Consider the following 12,645-nt stretch of genomic DNA (forward strand, 5'->3'; position numbering starts at 1 on the left):
ACGGCAGTTGCCTTGAATGGGGTCCTATCGCGTTTATTCCGGCATGGCTGGGAAGGGTTTTCATGAGAGCGATGCATAAGGTTCGTGTCGGCGTCAGCTTGGCGGCACTTGTGGTTGGCTGCGGCGCCATGTCCGGCTGCCTTAGCAGCCCGACTTACGGCACCGACAAGACGGCCGGCGTCCAGCTCCTCGATGACCTCGGCGACATCGCCTCCGTTTCGGCGGCGACGCCGAAGGACAAGGGCGTGAAGTATCCGAACCGTCCGGGTCTCGTTCTGCCTTCCGACAAGGATCGCGACAATCTCACCGCGCCGCAGCAGTCTCTGGCAAGCAAGGACAACCCGGCCTGGCTGGAATCGCCGGAAGAAGCCCGCAAGCGCCTTGCCGCGGAAGCCGACGAGAAGAAGAGCGACGTCAATTATCGCTCGCCGCTGGCTCAGGCTGACAGCGCCAAAAATCACATGAGCGAAGCGCAGCAGACCGCTGCCTATCGCGCTGCCCGTCAGGACCAGGCCGGCACCTATATCGATCAGCGTCGCTATCTGATCGACCCGCCGCAGCAATATCGCCAGGTATCCGATCAGGCTGCTTTGAACGATCTCGGCACGCCCGAGTCGAAGAAGGAAAAGAAGCGCAAGAAGGATGCCGAAGCCGCGCAGCAGACCAGCAACAGCAGCTGGTGGAAGCCTTTCCAGTAAAAGCTCTCAAGGCGGCGGCAGCTGCATAATTTTAAAGTGCTACCGCGTCCTTTACGCGTCTTGAAAGACGCGCGGTGCTGTAAACCGCCGCTTTTCAGTCTTCGGAACGTTTCGCTTGGAAGAAAGCTCTGAGGATGTCGGCGGATGCTGTCTCGCCGAGGCCGGAATAGACCTCCGGCGCATGGTGGCAGGTTGGTTGACGATAGAAGCGCACGCCATTGTCGACACCGCCGCCCTTCGGATCCTCGGCACCATAATAGAGACGGCGGATGCGCGCGAAGGAAATGGCAGCGGCGCACATGGTGCAGGGTTCCAGCGTCACATAGAGATCGGCGCCCGCAAGACGTTCCTGGCCCAGCTCCTCGCAGGCCAGGCGGATGGCGACGATTTCGGCATGGGCGGTGACGTCGTTGAGCTCACGGGTGCGGTTGCCGGCAGTGGCGATGACCTTGTTGTCGAGTGCGATTGCGGCGCCGATCGGCACTTCGCCACGCTCTCCAGCGCGGCGCGCTTCGGCCAAAGCAAGCTCTATAAATTGATTTGTAGCCGCCATTCAAGTTTTTCCACTTAACCGCAAGGGCGTGACCTGATAGGAACACGCGTTAAAAATTCAGGCAAACAACAAATGACGATGAATGACAAGCCCAAGCGGCCTGGGTCTAAACCCTTTGCTGGCGACAAGAAGACGATAAAGCGAGATGGTGCGAAGCCTCTGAAGGCCGCAGCCGTTAAAGCTGCGGAAGCGACCGCGGTCGAGGATGGAAAGGCTGAGCGCATTTCCAAGGTGATGGCGCGCGCCGGCGTGGCGTCTCGCCGCGATATCGAGCGCATGATCCTGGATGGCCGTGTCAAGCTGAACGGCGTGCTGCTCGATACGCCCGTGGTCAACGTCACCCTTACAGACAAGATCGAGGTCGACGGCGTGCCGATCCGCGGCATCGAGCGCACCCGTCTATGGCTCTATCACAAGCCGGCAGGCCTCGTGACCACCAATGCCGATCCGGAGGGCCGCCCGACGGTGTTCGACAATCTGCCGGACGAGCTGCCACGCGTCATGTCGATCGGCCGTCTCGATATCAACACCGAAGGTTTGCTGCTGCTGACCAATGACGGCGGCCTTGCCCGCGTTCTGGAATTGCCGACCACTGGCTGGCTGCGCCGCTATCGCGTGCGCGCCCATGGCGAGATCGATCAGGAAGCGCTCGACAAGCTGAAGGAAGGGATTGCCGTCGATGGCGTGCTTTACGGCTCGATCGACGCGACGCTTGACCGCACGCAAGGGTCCAATGTCTGGATTACCATGGGCCTGCGCGAAGGCAAGAACCGCGAAATCAAGAACGTGCTCGGCGCGCTCGGCCTCGAGGTCAATCGCCTGATCCGCATCTCCTATGGCCCGTTCCAGCTCGGCGAGCTGCCTGAGGGTCATGTGCTCGAGGTGCGCGGCCGCACGCTGCGCGACCAGCTCGGTCCCCGTCTGGTCGAGGATGCCAAGGCGAATTTCGATGCACCGCTCTATAACGCCCCGGCCGTGGCCGAGCCCGAAGAGGCAGATGCCAATCCGGCTCGGACGACCAGGGAAGAACGCCCGCGCCGAGAGCGCCCCGAGGACAAGCGCGAGCGAGCGCTCAGCCGTCTCGATACCAAACGCGATGCCAAGCGTGATGATCGCCGCGAAGGCGGCCACAAGGACGACGACCGGGCGAAGCGCCAGCCGCTCGGCCCGCGCCGCAGCGCCAATGTCTGGATGGCGCCGGGCGCCCGCCCGCTCGGTGAAAAGGCGGCAGCGAAGGCCGCAAAGAATGCAAAGACCGCTTCCCGGCGCGGCGAGATCGAGCGCCCGCAGCGCAGCAGCTTCGACCGACCGGACGAAGGCCCGCGCGTCCGTATCAATCGTGTCGACGAGGGCGATGGCGAATGGATTCGTTCGAGCGAGGAAGCGCCGCGCAGGTCGCGTGGCGACGACGAGGGCTTTGATCGCAAGCGCTCGCGCGGCGATCGCCCCCAGGGTGATCGTCCCGCCCGTGGGGAACGACCGTTTGGTGATCGTCCCCGCGGCGATCGGGCGTTTGGCGATCGTCCGCGCGGCGAACGCAGTTCTCGGTCGGAGAGTGGTGACCGTCCTCGTGCGAAATCCTTCCACGGTGAAGCCCGCTCCGAACGGTCCTTCGGAGATCGACCTGCGCGCGGCGACCGGCCTTTCGGCGACAAGCCTCGTGGCGACCGGCGTCCGCGTGCCGAGGGGGACGAGCGTCCGCGCAACAAGTCTTTCGGCGGTGAACAGCGCTCCGAACGCCCCCGCGGCGATCGCCCTTTTGGTGATCGTCCGCCCCGTGGTGACCGACCCTTCGGTGATCGCCCTCAGGGCGAACGTTCCTTCGGCGATCGGCCGGCCGGCAAGCCCTTCGGCAAGAAGCCTGGCGGCAAATCCTTTGGCGGCAAGCCGGGCGGAAAGCCCGGTGGCTCGCGTGGCTTTGGCGGCAAGCCGGGTGGCGCAGGTCGCCCATCCGGCGGTCCGCGCGGCGGTTCCGGTCGGGGTGGCCCCGGCAGGGGCGGCCCCAAGGGCGGCAGGGGCTGACGCGCGGTGAGGATCGTCGGCGGTGAGTTTCGCGGTCGCTCGCTTGCAACGCCGAAGTCGAACGATATTCGTCCGACGGCGGATCGCACGCGCGAAAGCCTGTTCAACATTCTGAACCACGCCTATCCCGAGGCCATCGATTGCACGCGGATGATGGACGTTTTTGCCGGCACCGGCGCCGTCGGGCTGGAGGCAGCCTCGCGGGGCTGCCGCCATGTGCTCTTCGTGGAAAGCAGCGTCGAGGGCAGGGGCCTTCTCTGGGAGAACATCGATGCGCTCGGCCTGCATGGCCGCACGCGCATGCTGCGTCGTGATGCGACGGACCTCGGCAGCGTCGGCAATCTCGAACCCTTCGATTTTCTCTTCGCCGACCCGCCATACGGCAAGGGGCTGGGCGAGAAAGCTTTCGCGGCCGCTGCCGCCGGTGGCTGGCTGGTGCCGGGCGCTCTGGCAATCCTCGAGGAGCGCGCCGATGTCACAGTTGCCGCGCCATCGGATTTCCTGTTTCTGGAGGAGCGAACCTTCGGCGACAGCAAGATGCATTTCTTCCGTTACCAGCCGCTGGCGGCCTGACGGAGGAAGGAGAACCCTATGGGCGATTATGCTGATTTCGTCGGCAGCGACTATCCGCTCGCCGCTTCCGGCACGCCGAGCGTCGCAGTCGCCTTCGGCTGCGGCGGTGCGCGCGGTCTCGCCCATATTCATATCATAGAGGCGCTGGACGAACTCGGCATTCGCCCCGTCGCCATAGCAGGCTCCTCCATCGGCTCGATCATGGGCGCGGCCATGGCCGTCGGCATGAGCGGTGCTGAGATCCGCGATTATACCCTGGCAACCGTCGGTAATCGCCCGGCCGTTCTCAACAAGATCTGGAGCCTGCGGCCGGTCAGCATGCGCAGCATCCGCTTCGGTCAGTTCAATCTCGAACGCATTCTGCGCACCTTCCTGCCGCCGGCTATTCCGGAGAGCTTTTCCGAGCTGCATATCCCGTTGAAGGTTGTCACCACCGATTATTACGACCAGGCGGAGGTCGTCATCGAGAAGGGCGAACTCTTCCCCGTGCTCGCCGCTTCTGCGGCCATTCCCGCCGTGTTCATGCCGGTAAAGCTCGGAGACCGCGTGATGATCGACGGCGGTATCATGAATCCGGTTCCTTATGAACATTTGGCCGGTCTTGCCGATATCATCATCGGCATCGACGTCGTCGGCGGGCCGGAAGGAAGCGGCCGACAGGTTCCGAACCGTATCGAGAGCCTGTTCGGCGCCGGCCAGCTGACCATGCAGTCCAATATTGCCTTGAAGCTGCGGCTGCAGGCACCGCAAATCTTCCTGCGCCCCACCGTCGGCCGCACCGGCGTCCTCGACTTCCTGAAGGCGCGCGATATCCTCGCCATGTCGGCCGGCGTCAAGGACGAGCTGAAATTCGCGCTCGACCGGGCGATGACGGCGAAGAATTAGCATTCAGGCAAGAAGCGCGGGATGCGGCTTGCGTCAGAAATCGTGAAGCGAAGATGTTTAAGCTCGCTCCGGCTCCTCTTGTGGCAGGACAACGAGATCGTCGGCGTCGCTGTAGGTATCGGCGGCACGCTTCGGCTTGACCAGCGGTTCCGGCTTGACGGGGCGTGAATAGAGCATGTCGCTGCCGGCCTGCAGCCCCTCGCTCACCTGCAGTACGAGCCTTTGCTCGTCGCGTTTGCGGATATCCTCGCCAATCTCGTAGGCTTCCGCCTCGCTGACCCCAAGTGCTTCCAGGGTGCGGCGGCCGAAGAGCAGACCGGATTCCAGCGTCTCGCGCAGCTCGTAGTCCACACCTTTATGCCGCAGCTCGATCGAGTGAATACGGTCATAGGAGCGCACGAAAAGGCGCGCATGCGGATAATCCGTCTGCACAAGTTCGACGATCTTGTCCGTCACCTCGCGCAGATGCGTGCTGACGACGACGATCTTGGCGCGGTCAATGCCGGCCGAGCGCAGCACGTCCTTGCGGGTTCCGTCGCCGAAATAGATCCGGAACCCGAAGCTCGATGCCTGGCGGATGCGGTCGGCCGAGAAATCGATCACCGTCACGTCGCGGCCGCTGGCAAGCAGGATCTGTGCGGCAATCTGGCCGAAACGCGAAAAGCCGATCATCAGCACATCGGAACCGGCGCCTTCGAAATCCTCGTCCAGCTCTTCCTGCGTATCGCCCTTCACCAGCCGTTTCGCCAGCGCGGAACTGAGCGGTGTCAGCGCCATCGATAGTGTGACGATGGCGATCAGCATCGATGCCGTGTTCGCCGAGAAAAGATTGCCGCTGGCGCTGGCCGCGCTGAAGAGCACGAAACCGAATTCGCCGCCTTGCGGCAGCAGCCCCGCGATACGGACGGCATCATTGTGCGGCGAGCCTGCGAGCCGGCAGAGCGCATAGATCACGACCGCCTTGATGACCATCATTACCGGGACGGCGAGCACGATCATCACCCAGTTGTCGAGGATGACCTCGAGTTTCAGCGACAGGCCGACGGCAATGAAGAAAATCGCGAGTAACACGCCACGGAAGGGTTCGATATCCGCCTCCAGCTCATGCCGATAGGAGGATTCGGCCAGCATCACGCCGGAGAGGAATGCGCCCATCGCCATGGAGAGGCCGGCGAGCTGCATCAGCGTAGCCGACCCCATGACGACGAAGAGGGCGGCGGCAATCATCGCCTCGCGTGCGCCGGTGCGTGCGATCACCTGAAACAGCGGCGTCAGCAGATAGCGCCCTGCGATGATCATCGCTGCCACTGCGCCGATGGCAATGGCGAGACTTGGCAGTGGATTGGCGGTTTCCTGCGCGCCGTCGAGCACGGTGATCAGCGCCAGCAGCGGCACGATGGCAAGATCCTGCAGCAGCAGCATCGAGAAGGAGCGCTGGCCGTATTTCGTGTTGACGTCGCCCTGCTGTTCGAGGATCTGCATCGCGAAGGCGGTCGAGGAAAGCGCCAGGCCGAAACCGATGATGATGCTGCCCTTCCAGCCGGCAATGCCGCCGAAATAGGCGGCCACCATCAGCGCAAGTCCGCTGAGAACCACCTGTGCCGTGCCGAGGCCGAAAATATCCCGGCGCATCTGCCAGAGGCGGGACGGCTTCAGTTCCAGGCCGATGATGAAGAGCAGGAAGACGACGCCGAGTTCGGCCACGGCCAGAACAGCCTCGCTGTCGCTGATGCTGTGGAGAATCGGCCCGATCACAACGCCTGCAGCGAGATAGCCGAGCACCGTGCCAAGCCCCAGTTTCTTGAAGATCGGCGCCGTGACGACGGCGCCGCCGAGCAGCAGCAGGGTTTCGGTGAAAAGCGTATTGGGGGCGGACATCGTCTGTTTCTTTCCGTGGGGCAGGCGGTGTTGCGACGCTTGGTCATGATAAACAACCATGCGTGAAGCGATTAGAACAAGAATCGGCTTTGCCGCCCTTGATGCTTTATGTAGTGCACAATAAATGGAACGCGAAGGAAAGGCCAAGTCATGACCTCTGAAATCGATTCCGCCACTCTGCTTTCCCGCGCCAGCCAGTTGATCGACCTCGCCCGGAAAGCCGGTGCGGATGCCGCCGATGCCGTCGTGGTGCGGTCGAGGGCCCATTCCGTCAGCGTCCGTCTCGGCAAGGTCGAAGGCACGGAATCCTCCGAGAGCGACGACTTCTCGCTGAGGGTCTTCGTCGGCAATCGCGTGGCGAGCGTTTCGGCCAATCCCGGCTTCGATCTCAACGCTCTTGCCGAACGCGCGGTCGCCATGGCCAAAGTTTCTCCGGAAGATCCCTTTGCCTGCCTCGCTGACGAAGCGGATCTCGCCAAGAGCTATCCCGATCTCGAACTGTTCGATCCGACCGAAGTGTCCACGGAGCAGCTGCGCGAAGCGGCGCTTGCGACCGAAGCTGCGGCACTCGCTGTTCCGGGCGTCACCAATTCTTCCGGTGCCGGTGCTTCGGCCGGCATGGGCGGCCTCGTGCTCGTCACCTCGCATGGTTTTGCCGGCTACTATATGGGCTCGCGCTTCGGGCGCTCCGTCAGCGTCATTGCCGGCGAAGGCACCGGCATGGAGCGCGACTATGATTTCGACAGCCGCCTCTATTTCGCCGATCTTGATGCGGCCGAGGAGATCGGCGGCCGCGCCGGCGAACGAGTCGTCAAACGGCTCAATCCGCGCCAGGTTCCGACGGGCAAGAACGTCACCGTCGTTTTCGACCCGCGCGTCGCCCGCGGCTTCGTCGGCCATATTGCCGGCGCGATCAATGGCGCTTCCGTCGCCCGCAAGACCAGCTTCCTGCGCGACAAGATGGGCCAGCAGGTGCTGAAATCGGGCCTCTCGATCACGGACGATCCGCTGATCGTGCGTGGCCCATCCTCGCGCCCCTTCGACGGCGAGGGCGTATCGGGCAAGCGGCTCGTCATGATCGAGGACGGCGTGCTGCAGTCCTGGTTCCTCTCGACAGCGACTGCGCGGGAAATCGGCGGCGGACTGAAGACCAACGGCCGCGGCGTACGCGGCGGCACATCCGTATCGCCCGCGTCCACCAACCTGGCGCTGGAGCCGGGCGATATTTCGCCGGAGGACCTGATCCGCAACGTCGGAACCGGCTTCTATGTTACCGAGTTGATCGGCCAGGGCGTCAACATGATAACAGGCGAGTACAGCCGCGGCGCCACCGGTTTCTGGATCGAGAACGGCGAATTGACCTTCCCGGTTTCGGAGGTGACGATCGCCTCCAATCTGAAGGACATGTTCATGCGCGTAACGCCGGCAAACGACATCGACCGCGATTTCGGCATCGCTGCTCCGACGCTTGCCATTGAGGGCATGACGCTGGCGGGCCGCTGAAAAACGAGCGGAGATTGGAATTAGTCAATGATCGATAGCAAGGCCGGCCAATTGAGCGACGTGGACCTGATTGTGGGTGCCGCGCTCGAGGCGGGCAAGATCGCTCTTGGTTTCTTCCGGCAATCGCCGGAAGTCTGGTGGAAGAACAACGGTCAGTCCCCCGTCAGTGCTGCCGATTTTGCCGCCAACGAAAGCCTTGCCGTCATATTGCGCTCGGCGCGCCCGAACTATGGTTGGCTTTCCGAGGAAACCGACGACGATGCCGAGCGTCTGAAGCACGAGACCGTCTTCGTCGTCGATCCCATCGACGGCACCAGGGGATTTCTTGCGGGCCTGGATCTTTGGTGCGTCAGCGTCGCCGTCGTCACCGATGGGCGGCCTGTGGCGGGCGTGCTCTACGCGCCGGCGCTTGACGAGCTTTTCGTGGCGACGACTGGTGGGGAGGCCCTGAAGAACGGCAAGCCGATCCGCGTGTCTCAGAGAGTCGGTGATGACATCCATCGGCTGGCGACCGGCGAGGATATGCTGAAGGGCGTTGATCCGGATTTCCGCAAGACCGTCGAGCGGGTGAAGCACGTGCCGTCACTTGCCTATCGCCTCGCCATGGTGGCGGACGGGCGCCTCGAAGGAACGATCGTCAAGCGCAACTCGCATGACTGGGATCTGGCCGCCGCCGATCTCATTCTGGAGCGGGCCGGCGGCGCGCTCGTGGACCTTTCGGGCAATACCCTCAGCTACAATCGCGCCGAAGTATCGCATGACGAGCTTTGCGGCGCATCGGCATCGCAATTACCGGAGTTTCTCCGTCAGCTTTCACATCGACGAGACGGTTGACCTTTCAGTCAAAATCCCGCAGATGAAAGGCGGAGGGGGATGACAGCAGAAAGAGACGAAAATGACTGATACCAGCGGCAAAAAGCAGCTCCTGCACCTTGTCTTCGGCGGTGAATTGGAAAACCTCGAAGAGGTCCAGTTCCGCAATCTCAACGAGCTCGATATCGTCGGCATGTATCCCGATTATGCGAGCGCGTTGACGGCGTGGAAATCCAAGGCGCAGCAGACTGTCGACAATGCCCATATGCGTTATTTCATTGTCCACCTGCATCGTTTGCTCGATCCGCAGGAAAAAGCGGCATCCTGAGATCGCCTCGCACCGAATTTTGCATTTGATATCTCTGTCCGGTACAGCCCCGTCGCTTTAAATCCGGTCATGAAGCAGTATCTTTGACACAATAAGAACGAAAATTCGGCCGTTTATTCGGCCGGTTCATAATCGGGATTTGGCATTGATGGTGATCAGCTGGGATAGGAGGCGAACGAAATGAGTAGCCTCAGGGCGCGTCTTGCCTTGAGCGCCTATCGCTTTGGTGGAATCGCCGTCTATCCATTCATCGGGCCTTATCTCGCGGTTCGCGCGGCCAAGGGCAAGGAAGATAGTTCCCGCAGGCTGGAGCGCTCGGGTTATGCGAGCGCCAACCGTCCGCAGGGGCCGTTGATCTGGTTCCATGCCGCGAGCGTGGGGGAAACCTCGGCCGTCATTCCGTTGATCCGCGAGATCCGTCGCCGCGACATTCACGTTATCCTGACGACGGGCACGATGACCTCGGCCAAGGTTGCGCAGCAACGTCTTGGCGAAGAGGTCATCCATCAATACGTGCCGCTCGATCTCAAGCCCGCCATCAAGCGCTTCCTCGACTACTGGCAGCCCGATTGCGCCATTTTTGCCGAATCCGAGATCTGGCCGACGACGATCATGGAGCTTGGCCGCAAGCGAATCCCGCAGATCCTCGTCAACGCCCGCATGTCGGATCGATCCTTTGAACGCTGGAGCCGGCATCTCTCGCTTGCCGAGGCGTTGTTTGAGAATCTGGCGCTGGTCGTGGCCCAGTCCGACCTCGACGCCGAACGCTTCCGCGATCTCGGCGCTTTGCAGGTTCTGAAATCGGGCAATCTCAAAGTGGATACGGATGCACCGTCATATGATGCACCGACGCTCGCCGGCTACATGAAGCAGATCGGCGACCGCAAGACCTGGGCCGCGGTCTCCACTTTCGAGGGCGAGGAAGGTGCTGCAGCCTCCGTCCACTCGATGCTGAAGGGGCATAACGGCCAGCTTACCATCATCGTGCCGCGCCATCCCGAGCGCAGCGACGCGATCGAGGCTATGCTCGCTGAACAGGGTCTCAAAGTGGCGCGCCGCACTCGCAACGATATCCTTTCGTCCGATGTCGATGTCTTCCTTGGCGATACCATAGGCGAGATGGGGCTTTATCTGCGGATGACCGAAGTCGCCTTCATGGGCAAGTCGCTGTTCAATGAAGGCGGCCAGAATCCGCTTGAGCCGGCCATGCTCGGTTGCGCGATCCTGACCGGCGGTCATGTCCAGAATTTCCGCGATTCCTATCAGCTGCTCGCCCGCCGCGGCAGCGCCCGCATGGTGCGCGATACCGAGATGCTGGCGCGCGGCGTCCATTATTTGCTTACCAACGACACGGCACGGCGCAGCATGATCGATGCCGGCTTCGCAGCCGTGCATGAAATGCGTGGTGCACTGGCAGCAACGGTGAAGGGGCTGGAGCCCTATATCAATCCGCTTTCGGTCAAGGCGCGGCTGATGCCGAAGACGATGGCGAACGGATAAGAAGGGAAGGGTATGACAGCGGCCAAGCTGGGAGCGATTGCGGGCATTCTTTTCGATAAGGACGGAACGTTGCTCGACTATGACCAGAGCTGGCTGCCGGTCAATCGGGAGCTCGCACGCATCGCTGCTCAAGACGATCCCATTCTTGCCGATCATCTTCTCTCCGCCTGCGGCATGGACCCGGTCACCGGCCATATCGTGCCGGACAGTCTGCTTGCGGCAGGTAACACCCGGCAGATTTCCGAGGGCCTGGTGGCCGCCGGCTCGAAAGTGAATGTCGCGGAGCTGGTGGAAAAACTCGATGCGCTTTTTGCGCATGCGGCCGATTTCTCTTCGCCCGTGACCGATCTCGCCGCATTCTTCCGGCGCCTGCACGAGCGCGGCTACAAGCTTGGCGTTGCTTCCAGTGATAATGAGCGCTCCATCCGCCAGACGGCGCGCCGCTTCGGCTTCATCGACTATGTCGATTATATCGCCGGCTATGACAGCGGCTTCGGCACCAAGCCGGAGCCGGGAATGGTACTCGGCTTTTACGCCGCGACCGGCCTTTCGCCGGCACAGGTCGCCGTCGTCGGCGACAATAATCATGATCTCCACATGGGTCGCAATGCGGGCGTCGGCCTGACCGTCGGCGTGCTGACGGGCACCGGCTCGCGCGAAACGCTGACGGCGGCATCGGACTATTGCCTCAACGACATTACCGAGCTGGAAAGCCTGCTCATGCCTTTGGTGCAATCGGCCTGATCCCGGCAATGGCTTGCTTTTTCATGCAATCTGGCCTTTCTTGCCGCTTTGTTGCAGGCACAGGCGAAGGGCTGGATTAGACGCATGGTATCGGAAGCCCCACCTTTCTGGTGGCGAAAGCCGGATTGGCGTGCCTGGGGGCTCTCACCCTTTTCGTTCCTATACGGCCGCATTGCCGGGCGCCGCATGGTGAATGGCAAACGGGCCTCCGTGCCGGTGCCTGTGATCTGCGTCGGTAATTTCACGGTCGGCGGCGCCGGCAAGACGCCGACGGCGCTTGCGCTTGCCCAGGCCGCGAAGGCGAAGGGGCTGAAGCCTGGTTTCCTCAGTCGAGGCTATGGCGGCTCGCTCGATGTCACCACGATTGTCGATCCCTCGCATCACCATGCCGCCGCCGTCGGGGACGAGCCGCTGCTGCTTGCCCGTGAGGCGCTGACGGTGATTGCCCGTCGCCGGGCCGATGGCGCGGAAAGGCTGGTGCGCGAGGGCGCCGACATCATCATCATGGATGACGGTTTCCAGAGCGCGCAGCTTGCGATCGACTACGCGCTTGTCGTCATCGATGGCGGCAGAGGCATCGGCAACGGTCATCTCGTTCCCGGCGGTCCAGTGCGCGCGCCGCTGCGCACGCAGCTCCTCTATGCGTCCGGCCTGCTGAAAGTCGGCGAGGGCACTGCCGCCGATCGCGTCGTTCGCCTTGCGGCAAGGGCAGGGAAGCCCTTCTTTTCCGCAAGCGTCAGGGTGCGTGGGCAGGAGGATTTGCGCGGCCGCAAGGTGCTTGCCTTCGCCGGCATCGCCGATCCGGCCAAGTTCTTCCGCACGGTCGAGACGCTGGGGGCCGAGATCGCCGTCCGGCGCAGCTTCGGAGATCACGAGCATCCCGGCGAAGACGACGTCTCCGACATGCTCGACATAGCCTCGCGCGAGGGGCTCGAGATCGTCACCACCTCGAAGGACTACGTGCGCTTGATCGGCCATCATGGCCGGGCCGATGAACTCTTGCGGCGCTGCAGGGTAATCGAGATCGATATGGTCTTTGACGATCCGCTGGCTCCGGCCCTGATTATCGACAGGGCTGTTGCAGCCGCCAGAGAGCGTCGCCTGCGGGAAAAGCGCGGCAAACCGGCTTAAAACTAGATCAGCTGCTC

12 protein-coding genes are annotated in these 12,645 nt (G+C 62.5%); 10 read left to right on the top strand and 2 right to left on the bottom strand.

What is annotated here, in order from left to right:
* The first annotated feature begins 62 nt into the window (after positions 1–62).
* Complete coding sequence (locus I8E17_RS02025) at positions 63–698, top strand: hypothetical protein (RefSeq protein ID WP_069612401.1); 636 nt, start codon at positions 63–65, stop codon at positions 696–698.
* Positions 699–792: 94 nt separating this feature from the next.
* Here I8E17_RS02025 and I8E17_RS02030 read toward each other — a convergent pair whose 3' ends face one another.
* Entirely contained in the window at positions 793–1,251 is a 459-nt protein-coding gene (locus I8E17_RS02030; RefSeq protein ID WP_069612402.1) for a nucleoside deaminase, read from the bottom strand.
* A gap of 72 nt (positions 1,252–1,323) precedes the next feature.
* On the opposite strand from I8E17_RS02030, the gene I8E17_RS02035 reads away from it, so the two are divergent.
* From I8E17_RS02035 to I8E17_RS02045, 3 genes are read left to right on the top strand one after another with little or no spacing between them, the layout of a single operon-like run.
* Positions 1,324–3,273, top strand: a complete 1,950-nt coding sequence (locus I8E17_RS02035; protein ID WP_113367235.1) for a pseudouridine synthase — start codon at positions 1,324–1,326, stop codon at positions 3,271–3,273.
* Between the two features lie 6 nt (positions 3,274–3,279).
* A complete protein-coding gene (gene rsmD / locus I8E17_RS02040) occupies positions 3,280–3,846 on the top strand; it encodes a 16S rRNA (guanine(966)-N(2))-methyltransferase RsmD (protein WP_069612403.1) in 567 nt (188 codons plus the stop codon).
* An 18-nt stretch (positions 3,847–3,864) separates the two neighbouring features.
* Positions 3,865–4,731, top strand: a complete 867-nt coding sequence (locus I8E17_RS02045; RefSeq protein WP_069612404.1) for a patatin-like phospholipase family protein — start codon at positions 3,865–3,867, stop codon at positions 4,729–4,731.
* Between the two features lie 57 nt (positions 4,732–4,788).
* Here I8E17_RS02045 and I8E17_RS02050 read toward each other — a convergent pair whose 3' ends face one another.
* Positions 4,789–6,609: a monovalent cation:proton antiporter-2 (CPA2) family protein gene (locus I8E17_RS02050; RefSeq protein ID WP_069612405.1), complete on the bottom strand. Its 1,821-nt coding sequence runs from the start codon at positions 6,607–6,609 to the stop codon at positions 4,789–4,791.
* A gap of 150 nt (positions 6,610–6,759) precedes the next feature.
* On the opposite strand from I8E17_RS02050, the gene I8E17_RS02055 reads away from it, so the two are divergent.
* The 6 genes from I8E17_RS02055 (at position 6,760) to lpxK (ending at position 12,628) form a co-directional block, all read left to right on the top strand.
* The gene (locus I8E17_RS02055; RefSeq protein WP_113367234.1) at positions 6,760–8,112 is read left to right on the top strand and encodes a TldD/PmbA family protein; all 1,353 of its coding nucleotides are present in this window, start codon (positions 6,760–6,762) and stop codon (positions 8,110–8,112) included.
* 27 nt (positions 8,113–8,139) lie between these two features.
* Positions 8,140–8,946 carry a 3'(2'),5'-bisphosphate nucleotidase CysQ gene (locus I8E17_RS02060; protein WP_069612407.1) on the top strand — a complete coding sequence of 269 codons (807 nt, stop codon included), beginning with the start codon at positions 8,140–8,142 and terminating at the stop codon, positions 8,944–8,946.
* A 61-nt stretch (positions 8,947–9,007) separates the two neighbouring features.
* Positions 9,008–9,253 (top strand): DUF4170 domain-containing protein, encoded by a 246-nt coding sequence (locus tag I8E17_RS02065; RefSeq protein ID WP_034508466.1) that lies wholly within the window; start codon positions 9,008–9,010, stop codon positions 9,251–9,253.
* A gap of 180 nt (positions 9,254–9,433) precedes the next feature.
* The gene (gene waaA / locus I8E17_RS02070; protein ID WP_069612408.1) at positions 9,434–10,753 is read left to right on the top strand and encodes a lipid IV(A) 3-deoxy-D-manno-octulosonic acid transferase; all 1,320 of its coding nucleotides are present in this window, start codon (positions 9,434–9,436) and stop codon (positions 10,751–10,753) included.
* 12 nt (positions 10,754–10,765) lie between these two features.
* Positions 10,766–11,497, top strand: coding sequence for an HAD family hydrolase (locus I8E17_RS02075; protein ID WP_069612409.1), 732 nt, complete (start codon positions 10,766–10,768; stop codon positions 11,495–11,497).
* A gap of 84 nt (positions 11,498–11,581) precedes the next feature.
* Complete coding sequence (gene lpxK / locus I8E17_RS02080; RefSeq protein WP_069612410.1) at positions 11,582–12,628, top strand: tetraacyldisaccharide 4'-kinase; 1,047 nt, start codon at positions 11,582–11,584, stop codon at positions 12,626–12,628.
* Positions 12,629–12,645 lie beyond the last annotated feature (17 nt).

It is taken from the genome of Rhizobium sp. AB2/73 (genome assembly GCF_020871915.1).
Taxonomy (GTDB): Bacteria; Pseudomonadota; Alphaproteobacteria; order Rhizobiales; family Rhizobiaceae; genus Rhizobium; species Rhizobium dioscoreae.

Coding starts and splice junctions, on each gene's coding strand:
- I8E17_RS02060 (WP_069612407.1), top strand. CDS start 8,140: ATGATCGATAGCAAGGCCGGCCAATTGAGCGACGTGGACCTGATTGTG.
- I8E17_RS02035 (WP_113367235.1), top strand. CDS start 1,324: ATGACGATGAATGACAAGCCCAAGCGGCCTGGGTCTAAACCCTTTGCT.
- I8E17_RS02065 (WP_034508466.1), top strand. CDS start 9,008: ATGACTGATACCAGCGGCAAAAAGCAGCTCCTGCACCTTGTCTTCGGC.
- I8E17_RS02030 (WP_069612402.1), bottom strand. CDS start 1,251: ATGGCGGCTACAAATCAATTTATAGAGCTTGCTTTGGCCGAAGCGCGC.
- I8E17_RS02075 (WP_069612409.1), top strand. CDS start 10,766: ATGACAGCGGCCAAGCTGGGAGCGATTGCGGGCATTCTTTTCGATAAG.
- I8E17_RS02045 (WP_069612404.1), top strand. CDS start 3,865: ATGGGCGATTATGCTGATTTCGTCGGCAGCGACTATCCGCTCGCCGCT.
- I8E17_RS02050 (WP_069612405.1), bottom strand. CDS start 6,609: ATGTCCGCCCCCAATACGCTTTTCACCGAAACCCTGCTGCTGCTCGGC.
- I8E17_RS02055 (WP_113367234.1), top strand. CDS start 6,760: ATGACCTCTGAAATCGATTCCGCCACTCTGCTTTCCCGCGCCAGCCAG.
- lpxK (WP_069612410.1), top strand. CDS start 11,582: ATGGTATCGGAAGCCCCACCTTTCTGGTGGCGAAAGCCGGATTGGCGT.
- waaA (WP_069612408.1), top strand. CDS start 9,434: ATGAGTAGCCTCAGGGCGCGTCTTGCCTTGAGCGCCTATCGCTTTGGT.
- I8E17_RS02025 (WP_069612401.1), top strand. CDS start 63: ATGAGAGCGATGCATAAGGTTCGTGTCGGCGTCAGCTTGGCGGCACTT.